Raw genomic sequence first — 18,419 nt, forward strand, 5'->3', positions numbered from 1 at the left:
TCATTTGTTATATAAAATATGAAGATAAGAGTAGGCTTTGGTTTCGACGTGCATCAGTTGGTCGAAGGACGTGAGTTATGGCTGGGTGGCATTCTTTTGGAACACACAAAAGGATTGCTGGGGCATTCGGATGCTGATGTATTATTGCATGCTGTTTGCGATGCTCTGTTGGGGGCGGCGAATATGCGTGATATTGGCTATCATTTCCCCGATACGGCAGGAGAATTTAAAAATATAGATAGCAAGATACTGCTGAAAAAAACAGTGGAGTTGATTGCTACCAAAGGATATAAAGTGGGCAATATCGATGCAACTATTTGTGCCGAACGCCCGAAGTTAAAAGCGCACATTCCTTTGATGCAGGAGACGATGGCAACTGTTATGGGGATTGATATGGATGATATTTCCATTAAGGCGACTACTACCGAGAAACTCGGTTTTACAGGTCGTGAAGAAGGTATATCGGCTTATGCTACTGTGCTGATAGAGAAGATTGCTTAACCCCCTAAAACAAATAATTATGATTCGTCTTTTAAAAATTTACTTAACACTTGCCTTTTTATTGGTAACGACTTTTTGTATGGCTCAGAAGAGTGAACTGAAATTTAGCAAAGATGGTAAATTCAAGATTGTGCAATTTACCGATGTGCATTTTAAATATGGAAATCGGGCTTCAGATATAGCTCTGGAACGTATTAATCAGGTGCTTGATGATGAACGTCCGGATTTGGTGATATTTACCGGTGATGTTGTTTATTCTGCTCCGGCGGATTCCGGAATGTTGCAGGTACTGGAACCGGTAGTTAAACGTAAACTACCTTTTGTGGTCACTTTTGGTAATCATGACAATGAACAGGGAATGACACGGGAACAGTTATATGATATCATCCGTCAAGTTCCCGGCAATTTATTGCCTGATCGCGGAACGGTTTTGTCGCCGGATTATGTGTTGACAGTGAAATCGTCTTCCAATCTAAAGAAGGATGCTGCTTTGCTTTATTGCATGGATTCTCATTCTTATTCTCCTTTGAAAGATGTGAAGGGGTATGCATGGTTTACATTCGACCAGATAAATTGGTATCGTCAACAGAGTGCGGCTTATAAAGTGCAAAACGGCGGACAGCCTTTGCCTGCTCTTGCTTTTTTCCATATTCCTCTTCCTGAATACAATGAAGCTGCCCGTAGCGAAAATGCAATTCTTCGTGGAACTCGTATGGAGGAAGCCTGTGCGCCTAAATTGAATACAGGAATGTTTGCAGCGATGAAAGAAGCTGGTGATGTGATGGGTATGTTTGTAGGACACGACCATGATAATGATTATGCGGTGATGTGGAAAGATATCCTTCTGGCTTATGGACGCTTTACCGGTGGAAATACGGAATATAACCATTTGCCGAATGGTGCGCGTATCATCGTATTGGATGAGGGTACCCGTACATTCACATCCTGGATTCGTCAAAAAGACGGTGTGGTGGATAAAATCTCTTATCCCGCAAGTTTTGTCAAGGACGATTGGACTAAACGTTGAGACTTGCGAACTTCACGTGGCTAAGGCGCGTGTATTTTGAACCATAGCTTTCGTATCGGCGCGATACTTTCGCCAATGCAACGTAGATAATATCTCCCAGTCGGTATTCATGTTCTATCCCGGATAGAGTGCATGAAACCGCACTGGGATTTTTTGATGGAATACTCATGGTGACTAAGTTTCCACTGGCATCGGTCAAAGTCAGTACCTGCTTGACAAAAAACTGTGGGGTAGTGCCGTTCACTCTTGTTTTGTATGGATCATCTTCCAATCTTATCCGGGTGACTTTTAATTTTAAGTCTGTCAGCTTTTCTCCTAATTCTCCCAGATAACGGCTGGATGAACGCTTCTCCCTCGATTTTCTTATCATTATATCCAGGTGTATGGAATGATAAGCTTGTGCTATTTTGACGAAACGTTCCTGTTTCGGTATTTTGGGAATGAATTTGTATGCTACCCAACTTAGGTAGGCGGGATCTATCTTGAGGATTTCATGGAGAAAATGTCCCCGGTATTTTCCGAAGAAGATAAGATCGTCACCATTACTCTGCATTCTTTTCTCATTGTAATCTACCAGGATGATGCAACGCTTCGAATAATAAAACATCGTGCTGGCCATCCGCAGGGATTCGTTGATGTCCGGTGACAGGTCATGTATATAAAGAATGGATTGTTTTTCGGGCAGGGGAGAGTACAGCCAAAGGGAATAGTTTGGTTTCCCCGGTCGGGGCAACACCACCAGGTAGACCCCTACTTCTTTAAAAGAGGCTCTGCCCCGGTTGTATTCATTCAATTTGGCATACAATAAGGCTTGCTCATTTTCGGAAATGCCCGGTAATCTAGGGTTAGCCATAATTGTTCTCGCTTTTGGTATATTTCAAATATAAGGATTTTCTTTCAGAAAAGCAACTTTTCTCTTTGAAATCTCGTACATTTGTATCCATGTAAATTTTCAAAATTCGAATGGAAGAACGAAATAAGAGAGTATTGGTAGGTATGAGTGGTGGCATAGACAGCACCGCTACTTGCTTGATGCTGCAAGAACAAGGATACGAGATTGTAGGAGTTACTATGCGTGTGTGGGGAGATGAACCTCAGGATGCCAGAGAGTTGGCTGTACGGATGGGGATTGAACATTATGTGGCAGATGAACGTATTCCTTTTAAAGAGACCATTGTAAAAAACTTCATAGACGAATATAAGCAGGGGCGTACGCCGAATCCGTGTGTGATGTGCAATCCGTTGTTTAAGTTCCGTGTTTTGACGGAGTGGGCGGATAAACTGAATTGTGCATGGATTGCTACCGGACATTATTCACGGTTGGAAGAGAAAAACGGATACACGTATATAGTAGCTGGTGACGATGATAAGAAAGACCAGTCATATTTCCTTTGGAGATTGGGACAGGAGGTGCTGAAGCGTTGTATCTTTCCATTGGGAGATTATACGAAAGTGAAGGTTCGCGAGTACCTTGCGGAGAAAGGATATGAAGCAAAGTCGAAAGAAGGGGAAAGTATGGAAGTCTGCTTTATTAAAGGAGATTACCGTGATTTTCTTCGTGAGCAGTGTCCTGAAATGGATAGTGAAATCGGGCCGGGATGGTTTGTCAATTCTGAAGGGGTGAAGTTGGGGCAACATAAAGGGGCGCCTTATTATACAATCGGTCAGCGTAAAGGATTGGAGATTGCTTTAGGAAAGCCGGCCTATGTATTGAAAATCAACCCGCAGAAAAATACGGTGATGCTTGGAGATGCCGACCAATTAAACACAGAGTACATGCTGGCGGAGCAGGATAAGATGGTGGATGAACAGGAACTGTTTGGATGTGAGAATCTGACAGTACGGATTCGTTATCGCAGTCGTCCAATCCCCTGCCGGGTGAAAAGATTGGAAGACGGGCGTCTGTTAGTACGTTTTCTCGAAACGGCTTCGGCCATTGCTCCGGGACAGTCTGCTGTGTTTTATGACGGAAGAAGAGTGCTGGGAGGAGCTTTCATTGCTTCTCAAAGAGGGATTGGACTGGTGATTATAGAAAATGAAGGATTATGATTGATTAAAAAAGAAAGATAACTTATGAAGAAGTTTATAGTATTGATTCTCGCTTTAAATATGTATCTGGGTGTGTTTGCTAAGTTTACTCCGGAAGATACCTTAAAATATCGAATTAGCCTGAAAGACAAGGCAGCTACAGAGTATTCCTTACAGAAACCGGAAAAGTATTTGTCTATAAAATCTATAGAGCGCCGAAAAAAACAAGGATTACCCGTTGATTCCACCGATTTACCGGTTTGTAAGAAATATGTAGATGCCATACGGAAGACGGGTGTCCATGTACTCGTGACCGGGAAATGGGATAATTTTGTCACTGTTTCTTGCAATGATAGTACTCTGGTTGACGAAATAGCAAAATTGCCTTTTGTACGTTCCACGGAAAGAGTGTGGAAAGGTATCACACAAAGAGCCCTTCAAAGAGATTCGTTAATAAATAAACCGGTGCGTACCGATAGCCTTTACGGTCCTGCAATCACACAGGTGGCAATGAGCCGTGTTGATCTTCTGCATGATGCGGGCTTTAAGGGACAGGGAATGACTATTGCTGTGATTGATGCCGGATTCCATAATGTAGATAAGATTGATGCAATGAAAAATATCCGTATTCTCGGGGTGCGTGACTTTGTGAATCCGGAAGCGGATATTTATGCTGAAAGTAGTCATGGAATGTCTGTATTATCCTGTATGGCCATGAATCAGCCGAATGTGATGATTGGCACAGCTCCTGAAGCTTCTTATTGGTTGCTGCGTAGTGAGGACGAATATTCGGAGAATCTGGTAGAACAGGATTACTGGGCGGCAGCTATTGAGTTTGCCGATAGTGTAGGAGTGGATTTGGTGAATACATCGCTTGGATATTACTCTTTTGATGATCCTTCGAAGAATTATAGATATCGTGACTTGAACGGTCATTATGCGTTGATGTCTCGTGAAGCAGCGAAGGCAGCCGATAAAGGAATGGTCGTTGTTTGCAGCGCTGGAAATTCGGGTGCAGGTTCGTGGAAGAAGATTACTCCTCCGGGAGACGCAGAGAATATAATAACGGTAGGAGCTATAAATAAAAGGGGAGAACTGGCACCATTTTCTTCTGTTGGAAATACGGCTGACGGACGTGTGAAACCGGATGTAGTGGCTGTCGGTCTGAATTCGGATGTGATGGGTACAGATGGTAATCTTCGCCGTGCCAACGGAACCTCTTTTTCTTCTCCGATTATGTGCGGTATGGTAGCTTGTCTGTGGCAGGCTTGTCCGAAGCTGACAGCGAAGCAGATTATAGATTTGGTACGTCAATCGGGTGATAGAGCCGATTTCCCGGATAACATATATGGATATGGTATTCCCGATTTGTGGAAGGCTTATCAGTCCTCTTCCAAGGAAAAGAAATAAGGTAACTGTTGTATGATAAACGCTATGAATAAGTCGAAGCAATCTGGCTCCCTCTCTTTGGGAGAGGGTGGGGAGAGGCTTTCTCTTTTAGAGCTGAATGCACTCGTCCGCCGTAGTCTGGAGCAATGCCTGCCCGATGAATATTGGATACAGGCAGAGTTGAGCGATGTCCGTTCCAATACGACAGGGCATTGTTATCTGGAATTCGTGCAGAAAGATCCTCGCAGCAATAATCTCGTAGCCAAGGCACGCGGTATGATTTGGAATAATATCTACCGCTTGTTGAAACCTTATTTTGAGGAAACCACAGGGCAACTATTTACTTCCGGCATTAAGGTGTTGGTGAAAGTAACAGTTCAGTTTCATGAGCTATACGGTTATAGTCTGACGGTACTTGATATTGATCCTGTTTATACGTTGGGAGATATGGCTCGTCGCCGTCGGGAAATATTATTGCAGTTGGAAGAGGAGGGAGTGTTGACGCTGAATAAAGAGCTTGAAATACCGGTTCTTCCCCAGCGTATTGCTGTCGTATCTTCGGCTACTGCGGCCGGATATGGGGATTTCTGTCATCAGTTGCAGCACAATTCGGGCGGGTTCTTTTTTTATACGGAGCTTTTTCCGGCTTTAATGCAGGGAAATCAGGTGGAGGAATCTGTGTTGGCAGCTTTGGATCGTATTAATGCCCGCATCAATGAATTTGACGTAGTAGTCATCATTCGTGGTGGTGGAGCTACTTCCGATTTGTCCGGCTTTGATACTTATCTATTGGCAGCTGCATGTGCGCAATTTCCATTACCTATTATTACCGGTATTGGGCATGAACGCGATGATACAGTACTTGATTCCGTGGCTCATACCCGGGTAAAAACTCCTACGGCTGCTGCCGAACTCCTGATTCACCGGGTAGCGGAAGTCGCGGAGCATCTGGAAGAATTATCTATGCGGATTCAACAGGGAGCTTATATGCTTCTTGATCTGGAACGACGGAGGTTGGAAACCCTCCAAACCCGTATTCCCAATCTTGTTCATCGCAAACTTGCGGACGCCCGTTTTTCTTTGCTGGCAGCAAAGAAAGATTTGTTACAGGTGACGAAAGCATTAGTGGCCCGTCAATCTCACCGGCTGGAACTTTTGCAACAACGGATAGCGGACGCTTCTCCGGATAAACTTTTGAGTCGGGGATATAGTATTACAATAAAGGATGGGAAAGCGGTGACGGATGCTTCTTCACTGAAGCCGGGAGAACATTTGATAACCCGGCTATCGAAAGGAGAAGTTCGATCGGTGGTAGAAAAGTAACTATCCGCCAAACGTGTATTTGTAAAAACATTCATCATTAACCATTAAATATCAATCATCGTGGCAGCAAAAAAAGAAACATATTCCCAAGCGATGGAACGTCTTGAAAAGATCGTTCGCCAGATAGATAATAACGAACTGGATATCGACATTTTGAGTGAGAAAATAAAAGAAGCGAATGAAATTATTGCCTTTTGCAAGGATAAACTGACAAAAGCCGACCGGGAAGTCGAAAAATTATTGCAAGAAAAGAGGCAATCTGAAGAATAAAAGTTATTTTTGCGTTTCAATGCATAGAAAATAAACTAATACATAACAATATGAAAGAAATAGACTGGGCGAATCTGTCGTTCGGATATATGAAGACAGATTACAATGTGAGAATCAATTTCCGTAATGGTGCATGGGGAGAACTGGAGGTAAGCAGTGAAGAACACCTTAATTTGCACATGGCGGCAACCTGTTTACATTATGGTCAGGAAGCCTTTGAAGGGCTGAAAGCATTCCGTGGAAAAGATGGAAAAGTTCGTATTTTCCGTTTGGAAGAAAATGCTGCCCGTTTGCAATCTACTTGCCAGGGAATTCTGATGGCAGAACTTCCGACAGAACGGTTCAAAGAAGCAATCCTGAAAGTGGTGAAGCTGAATGAACGTTTTATTCCTCCTTATGAAACCGGTGCTTCTCTTTACATTCGTCCGTTGTTGATCGGAACAAGTGCCCAGGTAGGTGTACATCCTGCAGAAGAGTATATGTTTGTGGTATTCGTAACTCCGGTAGGACCGTACTTCAAAGGTGGTTTCTCTACCAATCCGTACGTTATCATTCGTGAGTTTGACCGTGCCGCTCCTCATGGAACAGGTATTTATAAAGTAGGTGGTAACTATGCAGCCAGTCTTCGTGCTAACAAGAAAGCACACGATCTGGGCTATTCCTGTGAGTTTTATCTCGATGCGAAAGAAAAGAAATATATTGATGAATGTGGTGCTGCCAACTTCTTCGGTATTAAGGATAATACATATATTACTCCGAAATCATCTTCTATTTTGCCTTCTATTACCAATAAGAGCTTGATGCAGTTGGCAGAGGATATGGGTATCAAGGTAGAACGCCGTCCGATACCGGAAGAAGAACTGGAAACATTTGAGGAAGCAGGTGCTTGTGGTACTGCTGCAGTAATCAGCCCGATTCAACGTATTGATGATTTGGAAAACGGAAAATCTTATGTGATCTCTAAAGACGGTAAGCCGGGACCAATCTGTACGAAATTGTATAATAAGCTCCGTGGAATTCAGTATGGCGACGAACCGGATACGCATGGCTGGGTGACAATTGTGGAATAACTGTATATTATGAAATAACACATTTATCAATTAATATTATTCACTATGTTAAAACAAAATTCAGAACTACGTGCCCAGGCGCGTGAGGCACTTCGAGGCAAGTGGCCTATGGCAGCTGTTGCTGCACTTATTTATTCAGCAATTGTCGGTGGATTATCTGCTATCCCTATGATTGGAAGTTTAGGTTCCTTGTTTATCGGACTACCGGTTGGATACGGTTTTACTATTGTAATGCTTGGCGTATGTAGAGGCAAAGACATTGACTTTGGTGTTTTGTTCGAAGGTTTTCAGGATTATGGACGTATTTTTGTAACTATGTTGCTTCAGGCTGTTTATACAGTTTTGTGGTCACTGTTGCTGGTTATACCGGGTATCATTAAGTCTTATTCTTATGCAATGACATCCTTTATCTTGAAAGATGAACCGGAAATGAAAAACAATGCGGCTATTGAGAAAAGTATGGCTATGATGGAAGGAAACAAGATGAAATTGTTCATGCTTGATCTAAGCTTCATTGGCTGGGCTATCCTTTGTATTTTCACTTTGGGTATCGGACTTCTTTTCCTGCAACCGTATATTGCTATTTCCCGTGCTGCTTTCTATGAAGATTTGAAAGCACAACAAGGTGGAAATGTAGAGGTAAACGTTGAAGTGAATGTTGAGATTTGATAAGACGAATCATTCAGTACTATAGAAGAATGGAGCATGGAGAAATCTGTGCTCCATTTCTTTTTGTCGGTTGCATCAAAATCAGTACCTTTGCGACCTAATCAGGATTGATATGGGAAAGAATAAATTAGAAAAGTTTGCCGATATGGCGAGTTATCCACACGTGTTCGAATATCCTTATTCGGCGGTAGATAACGTGCCTTTTGACATGAAGGGGAAATGGCACAAGGAGTTTTTTAAAAACGATCATCCGATTGTGCTCGAACTGGGTTGCGGACGTGGTGAGTATACCGTCGGCTTGGGTAAGATGTTCCCCGAAAAGAACTTTATAGCAGTGGATATAAAAGGTGCCCGTATGTGGACAGGAGCAACGGAGTCATTACAGGCCGGAATGAAGAATGTCGCTTTCCTGCGTACCAATATTGAAATCATCGAGCGTTTTTTTGCCGAAGGCGAAGTGAGTGAAATATGGCTTACCTTCTCTGACCCGCAAATGAAGAAAGCGACCAAGCGACTGACTTCGACCTATTTTATGGAAAGGTATCGCAAATTCTTGCAGCCGAATGGTATTATCCACCTGAAAACGGACAGCAACTTCATGTTTACTTATACAAAATACATGATTGAGGCAAACAAACTTCCGGTTGAGTTTATGACTGAAGATCTATATCATTCTGATCTGGTAGATAATATTCTCGGTATTAAAACCTATTATGAACAACAATGGCTGGATCGTGGTTTAGATATTAAGTATATCAAATTCCGGCTTCCGCAGGAAGGTAAACTGCAAGAGCCGGATGTAGAAATAGAGCTTGATCCCTATCGTAGCTACAATCGCAGCAAGCGTAGCGGTCTAAGCACAAGCAAATAGCTTGCCGGGACAATCATCCTAAAGTGAACCGGCAGCCACCTGAACAGTGACTTTAAATTGTAAATTGTAAATCGTCAAATAGTAAATAAAATGACTCTCTATCCTAAATTGATATTGGATGCATTGGCAACGGTGCGTTATCCCGGTACGGGAAAGAATTTGGTGGAAGCGGAGATGATTGCCGATAATCTCCGTATTGATGGTATGACTGTCAGCTTTTCATTGATCTTTGAGAAACCGACTGATCCGTTTATGAAATCAATGTTGAAAGCTGCGGAAACAGCTATTCATACGTATGTTTCTCCTGATGTGCAGGTAACAATCACAGCAGAGAGTAAGCAAGCCGCTCGTCCGGAAGTTGGCAAGCTCCTTCCACAAGTGAAGAATATAGTGGGTATATCTTCCGGTAAAGGTGGAGTTGGTAAGTCTACGGTGTCTGCGAACCTGGCAGTTGCTTTGGCTAAATTAGGCTATAAGGTTGGTTTGCTCGATGCTGATATTTTCGGTCCTTCCATGCCTAAGATGTTTCAGGTGGAGGATGCGCGTCCCTATGCTGAACGTATAGATGGTCGTGACATGATTATTCCGGTGGAGAAGTATGGAGTGAAATTATTGTCTATCGGTTTCTTTGTCGATCCGGATCAGGCAACTTTGTGGCGTGGCGGAATGGCAAGTAATGCATTGAAACAGTTAATCGCTGATGCAGCTTGGGGAGATTTGGACTATTTCCTGATAGATCTTCCTCCCGGAACCAGTGACATTCATTTGACGGTTGTTCAAACATTGGCCATGACGGGAGCGATTGTTGTCAGCACTCCGCAAGCAGTTGCTTTGGCAGATGCCCGTAAGGGAATCAATATGTTCACCAACGATAAGGTGAATGTACCTATTCTCGGTTTGGTTGAGAATATGGCTTGGTTTACTCCCGCCGAACTTCCCGAAAATAAATACTATATCTTTGGTAAAGAAGGTGCCAAGAAACTAGCTGAAGAGATGAATGTTCCTTTGTTGGGACAGATTCCTATCGTGCAAAGCATCTGTGAAGGAGGAGATAATGGTACTCCCGTTGCGTTGGATGAAGACTCCGTGACCGGACGCGCTTTCTTATCCCTGGCTGCTAGTGTTGTTCGTCAGGTAGATCGTCGGAATGTAGAGATGGCTCCAACTCAAATTGTAGAAATGCATAAATAAAGATAACGGGTCGTTTGGAGGACTTTTGGCTTCTCACTCGTTATAAAAAGGAGAGTGTGTCAAACGCAGATTAACGCAAATTATCGCAGATTATTTCAATTATATTGATATATTAATCAACGACTTATAAAATTGTTTTTGCGATAATTTGCGTTTTATTATTCATTATGACACACCTTCCTTTTCTTTATTGATTTATTAGGTTTGAATTACTTATTCATAGCCTTCATTAACTGTTCTTTCATCGTGTCTATTCCCGGAAAACCTGTTTGCTTAAAGGTGATATTACCTTCCGGATCAACAACAAAGTAAGTAGGAACTCCCTGTATGTTAAAATTGGACATCAGAAAACTCCATTGCTCATTTGTCACACGGAAATGCTCACCATGAATATCGGTAATCATATTTTCCCAAGTACCTTTGGGAGAAGTCTCGCCTGTGATGTAAAGGTAGATAATATCCATGTCTTTTAATTCCTCTTTCATGGGAAGAATAGCTTTATTAGCCGTGCGGCAAGGACCGCACCATGTTGCCCAGAAATCAACTAACAATGTATGTCCCCGGAATTTAGAGATAATGGAGGGAAATAAATCCTCATTGGAGACTTGTCCGGCTTCGTTCACTGTGAATCCTGTCTTTCTTTTGTTCAATTCAATTTTCTTTATGATTTCTTTGTTCGTTTGGGTAAGCATCTCAGCATAAACCGGAGAAGAAAAAGTTTTTAATTCGGCATGCTGTTCTGCTGTTAACGGGGTGAAATCTTTGATAGATTGATACAGCTTATTAAATTTAATATTATCAAATAAGGGGCCCTGTCCTGTTCCTAGTGTCTCTTCCAGTACTTTTTGAGAATCTGGTAGGAAGCTTATCAAATAAATCGTCGATGCATAATATTTGCCGTATAGAGCTTTAAGAGTATTGATAGAACTGAATTCCTTTAATATGTCATAGTATCCTTTAGGAGTATCGATGCGAGTATTATAAAAATAATCGTCTCTCTGCTCTCTATCCAACTTATTAACAGCAATATGTGCTGATTTTAGTTCTCTCTCCGTCATAGCGATTTTGCCAGTCGCTGCCAGATCTACCTGGATATTTAATAGCTCTTTACATGCATTGCTGTATTGAGATTGCGCGATTTCTTTTCGAATAGATGGAAGGCGCTCAAGCACATAAGCTTTATATTCATCTGCACTTTTCCCGACAATGTCGTTGTACATATCCATGTAATAAACGCTTTTTAATACAATGTCTATATCTACCGAAGCTAATTCTTGTTGTAGGCTAGCCAGATAACCGTTGAAGTATACAGGTTCTCCATACGTTTTATCTTTTCTTTGCAGATGTGCTTGTTTGCGGCAGAGTTCTCTTGTATTTATAATGAGTGATGTCTCTTCATTGGGAGCTATCAGACATTCAATCCAACCAAAAGGAAATTCCAATGCTACGCTTGTAACAGATGCAACCTTTACTTCCGCCAGGAAAGTGCCGTCCTCCTTGATTTTTATGATATTCTGTTCGTTGTGGATATTCAATGCAGGACTTTCTATGTGCATCTTCACTTGCTTTATCATCTCTTTTTGATAGTCCAGTATTTTTCCTTTAAGGGTAGCAGTACCATAGACTAACTTAGGAGTCGGCAATATCGCTTTTTTATTTATTTTGTGCACGACTGCTTCTTTGGGAAGTTTCTGTTTATAGAATGCGTCCTTATCCAGTTGTATGCCCCATATCTTATATGCTCCGTCAAAATCCCCTTCCGAGAAATCTAGAGTGGTTACATTTTCGGGTATGGGAGGAAATTGTAATTGGAATTCCGCTTCTCCTGATTCCGGCATCCAGAACTCTTTATCTAATGTGATTCCAACTCCTCTTCGAATGGGATAAAGCATTCCATTGTTGTCTTTCAGGAAACTGCCCGTAGCTATTTTTATCCAATATTTAGGATGATAAAAAGCCTTTATATACACTGTTGTCACTGTATCACTCATGACAATTTTATCGACCTCGATACTGTTGGAGCTCCATGCTAGAAAAGGAGGACGCTCAATCACTCTGTCTTTGGCTTGTATGGTGCAGGTTATGCAGAATATCAAACCGATAATCCATACGAATCTTTTCATGTGAATAATGTTTTATTACACGAACAAATATAAGGATCTTTTTATAACTATCCTTGTAAAAAACTAAAAAAGAAATGATTTTTTGGTACTGGAGAAAGATACGTCCGGTACCGGGGGAGAAGGGTGTTTCCCACCGATGAACGCCCCGGTCCTCACTGATGAGGAAGGGAGCGGCACCGGGGAGAGAAATTACTGTAATCTGAATACGATAGGAATGGTATACTTGACAGAGACAGGTTGTCCCTTTTGCATTCCTGGTTCCCATTTAGGCATATTACCCACTACGCGTACGGCCTCTGCATCCAGTGACGGAGATACACTGCGTAAGACTTTGATATTCGACAAACTTCCGTCTTTACTAATAACCATCTGTATGATGACTCTGCCTTGCTCCTTACTTTTTTGAGCGATGACGGGATATTTGATGCTTCTAGCCAGATATTGGAACAGACCGGCTTGTCCTCCCGGAAATTTAGGCATTGCTTCTACCATGGTGAATACTTCGTCTTCATTTTCTCCTTTTACACTGCCCCCCTCTGGAGTTGGATCATCTTTTGCAGCATAGCCCACCACCACTACTTCATCCATATCGGACTGCTTTACTTCTTCTGCTTTGGGAAGTTCAGGACCGGATAGTCGGAAAGCAACAGGAACTGTAAATTTCACGTTCACTGCTTCCCCTCTTTGTTTACCGGGTTTCCATTTGGGCATGGCGGCAATTACACGCATGGCTTCCTTGTCGAGATACGGATTGACACTTCGCTCCACTTTCGTATCGGCTATACTTCCGTCCTTTTTAACAGTAAAACTTACAATCACACGTCCTTGTGCACCGATAGCATGTGCTTCAGCCGGATATCTGACGTTCTTCGACAAGTAATCCATCAGTGCCTGTACTCCTCCAGGAAAATCGGGCATTTCTTCTACAACCTGAAAGACAACGGAGTCCGGTACACTTTTGATTTGAGTTTCCGTCATTTCCTTTCCTTGCTTATCTCGTGGAAGTGTAGTTCCTTGAATTTCTTCTGTTGGAAGTTCCGGAATATCCGTGATTTCAGCTTGCATGGCAACTTCTTCTGTTGCTTGTCCCATCATTTCTTTGGCAAATTTTTCAGTGGTACGTGCTACCATTTCGATGTTACTGACAATCATTAAGATAGCAGCCAAGGGAAGAAACATCAGATATTTTGTCCTTCCTATTTCTTTCGTTCTTCGTTTATTCATCATTTTAATACGATTTTTGAGTGGTAAAACATTGAAACTATTTGATAAATTTGCTGCAGCCTTGTGATGTGCCAGTCCCAACAAATGGTACTGGTATGATTTACTATCATGCCCCGTCTCCAATACACGGTGATCTGCCATGTATTCGAGGTTTCCTCTGACTTCCCGTTTCATCAGCCAGATAAATGGATTGAACCAGCAAAAGATACACATTATCTCGCTGATAAGCACGTCTACCGAATGGTATTGACGGGCGTGCGTCTCTTCATGAGTAATGATTTCACTGATTTCAGATTCCGTATGTGATTGTGGGTGTATGAATATCCAGTGGAAGAAAGAAAAAGGGCCGGTTTCTTTCTTTAATAGATGTACGCGTACTCCTTGTATCTTGTTTTTTGAGCATTGGAAGTGTAACCGGATGATGCTACCCAGTTGTACAAAGAAACGTGTGGCTAGTAATAACATTCCGCTCCAATAGATAACTTTCGCGAACAGTATGATAACCTCTTGCCAGTTCATTGCAGGCTCTTGTAAAGGAGTAACTACTTGCTCCGGAAGAATGATGGTTGCATAAAGATCTGCCATTGCCACCATTGGTTCGTGAGCTTTTATCCATCCCTGAATATTCAGTAAAGGATAAAGCATGGAGATGGCAAAGAAACATAGCAAAGCCATCCTACGCCAATGAAAGAAGGTGTCTTTATGAAAAAACAACCGATAGAATGCATAGAACAGAGCTATCGCTACATTTATCTTTAGAAAATAAGCTAGTTCCGGAGTCATGGTGATGAATGTTTTCTATTAATTTTCTTTTCCTTTTTCAATGAGTTCGATAATATCTTTGAGATCATCGGTCGAAATTTTCTGGTCTTTGGCAAAGAAAGAAACCATTTCTTTGTAAGAGTTCTCAAAGTAGTTACGAACTACGCCACTCATAAAATGGCGTTTATATTCATTTTCGCGAATGGCAGGAGTATATTGGTAGGTATTACCCACACGTTTCGGTGTGACATATCCTTTTCGCTCGAGGTTCTTTACGATAGATGCTACTGTAGTATAAGGAGGTGCCGGTTGCGTATACTTTGCGACAATGTCTTTTACGAAACAGCATTGTAACTCCCAAATGTAGATCATTACTTCTTCTTCTTGTATAGTTAACTTTTCCATGGAGATGTTGTTTAATTACGAATACTTCGCAAATCTACGAATATTTCGTAAACAAGCAATAGCTAGTCGGTTAATAATTGTAAATGTATAAATTTTGCAAGAATATTTTAATTGCATTGTTATCTGGAAATTATTTAAGCATAAAAAAAGACCGGATGAACATTATTTTTTTCTATATAGTCACTCTTTAATAACCTTTATGCAAAAAATAGACTCTCAAGGATTTTTTTATATAAAATAAATGAAATATATTTGCGGCTACAAAACATACGTTAAATACGGAAGGGTGTGTTTCAATACTTTAATCGGTTGCGAATAATTCCCCACACTTCAAACAGAACTATTAACTAACAATGCCAACCAAAGGGAAGAGGAAGGCAAACTAAAAAATGAATGATATGAAAAAAGGTTTGATTTTTGTGCTATTTGCACTTGTTTCTATCGTTTCTTATTCTCAAATGTCTTGGAATGCCAAAGTTGGTATGAACATGAGTAACTTTACGGGGGATATGGATACTGACATGAGAATTGGCTTTAATGTAGGTGTTGGTATGGAATATCAGTTTTCTGATATGTGGTCTATCCAACCTTCTTTAATGTTTACTCAAAAGGGTGCTAAAAAGGATGACGTGAAAATGAATCCAATGTATTTGGAGATTCCGGTATTGGCTGCTGCAAGATTTGCAATTGCTGATAACCAGAATATTGTAGTGAAAGCAGGTCCTTATTTTGCGTATGGTATTGCTGGTAAGTGTAAAGTTGGTGATGAAAAAATTGATTTCTTTGGTGACGGTGAAGATCAATTTGGAGCAAAAAGATTTGATGCAGGTATTGGTGTAGGCGTTGCTTATGAAATTAATAAATTCTTTATTGACTTAACAGGAGAATTTGGTTTGGCTAAATTGGCCGATGGTGACGGTGCTCCTAAGAACATGAACTTCTCTATTGGTGTAGGTTACAAGTTCTAAACTTATTATACTCTCTTTATAATATCTCTAAAATCCCTCGTTCTATACTCTCTTGGAACGGGGGATTTTTTTATATCCTTATTAATAAAAAGAAAAACGGCATATCCCATTGAAAGGATATACCGTTCATTCTCTCTCTTGTAATTCTTACTCATTAATCACTTATCTGCTTGGATAAGTTTGCTTTCTCTTTTAATTCTTTGTATCTCTCTATTGCATGTTTGCGACTCATCAGTATTTGCCAGCGGTATACCCAACAAGTGGTCAGGAAATAAATACCAGCTTGTAGCCATAAAGCTTTATATTCAAAAGCTACTTCACTAAGAGTGGCTCCCATATTGTTGATTTTTACAAAGCCATTAATTCCAAACGTTGAGGGGAAGATGTAGGATACATACTTCCAAAACGGAGGAATAGCTGCTCCCGGCCAGGAAATTCCTGAAATAAATAACAGGGGGACTGATGTGAATACAAAAATCAGCATACACGTTTCCCGGTTACGAATGGCAATAGAAGCTGTCATCGCAAAGAAAATACAAGCCGCAAGATAGGGGACAACGAATAATATTAATGAACTGGGTTGCCCAATTTGGTTGAGGCTAAACAATCTTGGAACTACATAAAGTACGTAGAAAGCTACCAATATATAAACCAGGAAATAACTCAATCCTTTTCCTAATACAATTCGTAATGTTCCGTTGTAGTGACGGTTAATAGGTACAAGATCCTTAAACCTGTTGTTCTCACGAGCAGTTCCTGCAGCGAGACCGATGCCGAGCAATAATGTCTGTTGGATAATCAATACCAATACAGCAGGAATCAGGAAAGCGGCGAACCCGGCAGTGGGGTTGAAGATGGAGATTTCTTCATATTCTATCGGATAGGCGGTGATTTCATCCTGACGGTCGGTCGTGTTTCCGCTACGTGCAATTTTGATATCCCTGTTCATATCCAGAGAAACGGCAGTGTTGGCAAGAAGCATTGATTTATAGTATAACAATCCGCTCATATCGCAATAGATGCTGACCTGTGTCTGCTTTCCTTTGGCGATATTGTCGCTGAAATCCGAAGGGATATAAATGATGCCATACGCACGCCGATTCTTCAGCATTTGTTTGGCCTCTTCCATATCAGCACAGTAAGAGACGATTTGAATATCGGGTGTGGCATCTACCTTGCGTAGATATTCACGACTAAGAGATGAATGTGAATCGTCTACAACAACTGCAGGAACTTCACGCACTACTTCGTTGTCATAAATGAAACTATACAACAACGGATAACCTAATGGGACGAGTATGAAAAATATCAGCACCCCCTGGTCGCGGAAAGTTGTCTGAAACTCCCGCTTCCAGATATAAAACAGGTCATTGATGCCTTGGGCTATCTTGTCTTTTAATTTTATATCTTTCATTTAGGGTATATATTTATAGTAAACCAATGCTTCCTTCAGGCGATGAACCACAAAGAAGGGGAGCATCATAAATATTAATAGTGCCATATAGTTGGTCCATGAGTAAGCCATACTATATCCGTTGAGTGCTTGATCGACGTAAATCAGGAAATAATGCCGCAACGGGAATAGATTACTCAAAGCCTGTAGAACAGGGTGCATAGCCATGACCGGGAATGAAAATCCGGAAATGGAGAACGATATAACTCCCCACAGGGAGGCGAAACTTAATCCGAGTCGTAGAGTCGGCAGAGTTCCTATCATAACAATACCACAACATTGAGATGCCAGTACGAGACACAGTGTGGCGAATATCATCGGGAATATGCCACTGTTGCAAGGAAAATGCAGGAATCCATACAGGTATACATTATAAAATATACCCATAATGAAAAAGACTATTGTGTGGGGAAGCAGTTTTCCAGCCAATGCAATGTAAATGGAGTTGTTACTCATTCGTAGCCATTCGCGAGCAGTACGATCCTTGATTTCCACACCGATTGAATAAACGGTAACCATAAATATTAATAGCATGAGTACCCCCGGTATCAGTGTATTGCATAAGTATACCGAATAGTTCAGCCACGGATTATTTAGTGGGTGTGTATCAATTACAATCGGTTGCAGATAAGCCATAGCCTGATCCTCTGTCGCACCTTTGGCATACAGCATCGTCCGGGCCGCAGCTCCGGAGGTGAGTTCTCCCATCATTTTCATATCCCTGAACAATAGAGAGCCTGCAATCAGGTATGAGTAATTGGTATAGAAAGAGATCGTTGGCTGCCGTTGGCTTTGTGCCTCTGCCGATAAACCTTTGGGGAGATAGAAGAACCCGTAGATTTTTCCCTCCTGCATGGCAATACGTGCATCTGTTACATTGCTGTAATGAGCTACAACCCCTGTCTGCGAAAAAGCATCCAGATTGCGGACGATATTACGGGAAGTAGACGAATCATCCATGTCCACCACTCCCGCAGGAAGATCCTTGGGAAGCCCCGAATCCATTAAAGTGGTGAAGAATATATAGCAAAACAGCGGGGCAATGACCATACAGAAGAGATAGAGCGGGCGTGATACCAATCGCCGGCACTCTCTTTGCATGACCTGCCACAAAGCTATATATTTCTTTTCTCTCTCTTTCATGG

17 protein-coding genes are annotated in these 18,419 nt (G+C 41.6%); 11 read left to right on the top strand and 6 right to left on the bottom strand.

Going from position 1 to position 18,419, the window contains the following annotated elements; translation table 11 throughout:
• Window positions 1–18 precede the first annotated feature (18 nt).
• Entirely contained in the window at window positions 19–501 is a 483-nt protein-coding gene (ispF, locus tag DXB58_RS19805) for a 2-C-methyl-D-erythritol 2,4-cyclodiphosphate synthase (RefSeq protein WP_004305549.1), read from the top strand.
• Between the two features lie 19 nt (window positions 502–520).
• Window positions 521–1,528, top strand: coding sequence for a metallophosphoesterase family protein (locus DXB58_RS19810; RefSeq protein WP_122137999.1), 1,008 nt, complete (start codon window positions 521–523; stop codon window positions 1,526–1,528).
• Here DXB58_RS19810 and DXB58_RS19815 read toward each other — a convergent pair.
• A complete protein-coding gene (locus tag DXB58_RS19815) occupies window positions 1,518–2,381 on the bottom strand; it encodes a hypothetical protein (RefSeq protein ID WP_122138000.1) in 864 nt (287 codons plus the stop codon). The genes DXB58_RS19810 and DXB58_RS19815 overlap by 11 nt on opposite strands.
• 110 nt (window positions 2,382–2,491) lie before the next feature.
• Between DXB58_RS19815 and mnmA the strand changes: the two genes are divergently transcribed.
• The 8 genes from mnmA (at window position 2,492) to DXB58_RS19855 (ending at window position 10,339) form a co-directional block, all read left to right on the top strand.
• Window positions 2,492–3,577, top strand: coding sequence for a tRNA 2-thiouridine(34) synthase MnmA (gene mnmA, locus DXB58_RS19820; RefSeq protein ID WP_122138001.1), 1,086 nt, complete (start codon window positions 2,492–2,494; stop codon window positions 3,575–3,577).
• Window positions 3,578–3,601: 24 nt separating this feature from the next.
• A complete protein-coding gene (locus DXB58_RS19825; RefSeq protein ID WP_122138002.1) occupies window positions 3,602–4,966 on the top strand; it encodes a S8 family serine peptidase in 1,365 nt (454 codons plus the stop codon).
• Window positions 4,967–4,978: 12 nt separating this feature from the next.
• Window positions 4,979–6,268 (top strand): exodeoxyribonuclease VII large subunit, encoded by a 1,290-nt coding sequence (xseA, locus tag DXB58_RS19830; RefSeq protein WP_369907175.1) that lies wholly within the window; start codon window positions 4,979–4,981, stop codon window positions 6,266–6,268.
• 60 nt (window positions 6,269–6,328) lie between these two features.
• Window positions 6,329–6,538, top strand: a complete 210-nt coding sequence (gene xseB / locus DXB58_RS19835; protein ID WP_004297216.1) for an exodeoxyribonuclease VII small subunit — start codon at window positions 6,329–6,331, stop codon at window positions 6,536–6,538.
• Window positions 6,539–6,576: 38 nt separating this feature from the next.
• The gene (locus DXB58_RS19840) at window positions 6,577–7,608 is read left to right on the top strand and encodes a branched-chain amino acid aminotransferase (RefSeq protein ID WP_255299315.1); all 1,032 of its coding nucleotides are present in this window, start codon (window positions 6,577–6,579) and stop codon (window positions 7,606–7,608) included.
• Window positions 7,609–7,653: 45 nt separating this feature from the next.
• Complete coding sequence (locus DXB58_RS19845; protein ID WP_122138003.1) at window positions 7,654–8,277, top strand: DUF975 family protein; 624 nt, start codon at window positions 7,654–7,656, stop codon at window positions 8,275–8,277.
• Window positions 8,278–8,389: 112 nt separating this feature from the next.
• Complete coding sequence (trmB, locus tag DXB58_RS19850) at window positions 8,390–9,148, top strand: tRNA (guanosine(46)-N7)-methyltransferase TrmB (protein WP_008650470.1); 759 nt, start codon at window positions 8,390–8,392, stop codon at window positions 9,146–9,148.
• Window positions 9,149–9,238: 90 nt separating this feature from the next.
• Window positions 9,239–10,339: an Mrp/NBP35 family ATP-binding protein gene (locus DXB58_RS19855; RefSeq protein WP_122138004.1), complete on the top strand. Its 1,101-nt coding sequence runs from the start codon at window positions 9,239–9,241 to the stop codon at window positions 10,337–10,339.
• A gap of 209 nt (window positions 10,340–10,548) precedes the next feature.
• On the opposite strand, the gene DXB58_RS19860 is transcribed toward DXB58_RS19855, so the two are convergent.
• The 3 genes from DXB58_RS19860 to DXB58_RS19870 form a co-directional block, all read right to left on the bottom strand.
• On the bottom strand, window positions 10,549–12,462 hold the full coding sequence (locus tag DXB58_RS19860; protein WP_122138005.1) for a TlpA disulfide reductase family protein: 1,914 nt from the start codon (window positions 12,460–12,462) through the stop codon (window positions 10,549–10,551).
• Between the two features lie 189 nt (window positions 12,463–12,651).
• Window positions 12,652–14,469 (bottom strand): M56 family metallopeptidase, encoded by a 1,818-nt coding sequence (locus tag DXB58_RS19865; RefSeq protein ID WP_122138006.1) that lies wholly within the window; start codon window positions 14,467–14,469, stop codon window positions 12,652–12,654.
• An 18-nt stretch (window positions 14,470–14,487) separates the two neighbouring features.
• Window positions 14,488–14,853, bottom strand: coding sequence for a BlaI/MecI/CopY family transcriptional regulator (locus DXB58_RS19870; RefSeq protein WP_004305524.1), 366 nt, complete (start codon window positions 14,851–14,853; stop codon window positions 14,488–14,490).
• A 398-nt stretch (window positions 14,854–15,251) separates the two neighbouring features.
• On the opposite strand from DXB58_RS19870, the gene DXB58_RS19875 reads away from it, so the two are divergent.
• A complete protein-coding gene (locus DXB58_RS19875) occupies window positions 15,252–15,821 on the top strand; it encodes a porin family protein (protein WP_122138059.1) in 570 nt (189 codons plus the stop codon).
• Between the two features lie 154 nt (window positions 15,822–15,975).
• Here the strand turns inward: DXB58_RS19875 and DXB58_RS19880 are convergent, their stop codons facing one another.
• Together DXB58_RS19880 and DXB58_RS19885 are read right to left on the bottom strand one after the other, a co-directional pair.
• Window positions 15,976–17,235: an ABC transporter permease gene (locus DXB58_RS19880; protein ID WP_004297229.1), complete on the bottom strand. Its 1,260-nt coding sequence runs from the start codon at window positions 17,233–17,235 to the stop codon at window positions 15,976–15,978.
• Window positions 17,236–18,417 (bottom strand): ABC transporter permease, encoded by a 1,182-nt coding sequence (locus DXB58_RS19885; protein WP_004297230.1) that lies wholly within the window; start codon window positions 18,415–18,417, stop codon window positions 17,236–17,238.
• Between the last annotated feature and the right edge of the window lie 2 nt (window positions 18,418–18,419).

The sequence above is a fragment of the Bacteroides sp. OM05-10AA genome, assembly GCF_003439055.1.
GTDB classification, from domain to species: domain Bacteria; phylum Bacteroidota; class Bacteroidia; order Bacteroidales; family Bacteroidaceae; genus Bacteroides; species Bacteroides intestinigallinarum.

Excerpts from the sequence above, each read along its gene's own strand:
- ispF (WP_004305549.1), top strand. The coding sequence starts at position 19 with ATGAAGATAAGAGTAGGCTTTGGTTTCGACGTGCATCAGTTGGTCGAA.
- DXB58_RS19810 (WP_122137999.1), top strand. The coding sequence starts at position 521 with ATGATTCGTCTTTTAAAAATTTACTTAACACTTGCCTTTTTATTGGTA.
- DXB58_RS19815 (WP_122138000.1), bottom strand. The coding sequence starts at position 2,381 with ATGGCTAACCCTAGATTACCGGGCATTTCCGAAAATGAGCAAGCCTTA.
- mnmA (WP_122138001.1), top strand. The coding sequence starts at position 2,492 with ATGGAAGAACGAAATAAGAGAGTATTGGTAGGTATGAGTGGTGGCATA.
- DXB58_RS19825 (WP_122138002.1), top strand. The coding sequence starts at position 3,602 with ATGAAGAAGTTTATAGTATTGATTCTCGCTTTAAATATGTATCTGGGT.
- xseA (WP_369907175.1), top strand. The coding sequence starts at position 4,979 with ATGATAAACGCTATGAATAAGTCGAAGCAATCTGGCTCCCTCTCTTTG.
- DXB58_RS19845 (WP_122138003.1), top strand. The coding sequence starts at position 7,654 with ATGTTAAAACAAAATTCAGAACTACGTGCCCAGGCGCGTGAGGCACTT.
- trmB (WP_008650470.1), top strand. The coding sequence starts at position 8,390 with ATGGGAAAGAATAAATTAGAAAAGTTTGCCGATATGGCGAGTTATCCA.
- DXB58_RS19855 (WP_122138004.1), top strand. The coding sequence starts at position 9,239 with ATGACTCTCTATCCTAAATTGATATTGGATGCATTGGCAACGGTGCGT.
- DXB58_RS19860 (WP_122138005.1), bottom strand. The coding sequence starts at position 12,462 with ATGAAAAGATTCGTATGGATTATCGGTTTGATATTCTGCATAACCTGC.
- DXB58_RS19865 (WP_122138006.1), bottom strand. The coding sequence starts at position 14,469 with ATGACTCCGGAACTAGCTTATTTTCTAAAGATAAATGTAGCGATAGCT.
- DXB58_RS19870 (WP_004305524.1), bottom strand. The coding sequence starts at position 14,853 with ATGGAAAAGTTAACTATACAAGAAGAAGAAGTAATGATCTACATTTGG.
- DXB58_RS19875 (WP_122138059.1), top strand. The coding sequence starts at position 15,252 with ATGAAAAAAGGTTTGATTTTTGTGCTATTTGCACTTGTTTCTATCGTT.
- DXB58_RS19880 (WP_004297229.1), bottom strand. The coding sequence starts at position 17,235 with ATGAAAGATATAAAATTAAAAGACAAGATAGCCCAAGGCATCAATGAC.
- DXB58_RS19885 (WP_004297230.1), bottom strand. The coding sequence starts at position 18,417 with ATGAAAGAGAGAGAAAAGAAATATATAGCTTTGTGGCAGGTCATGCAA.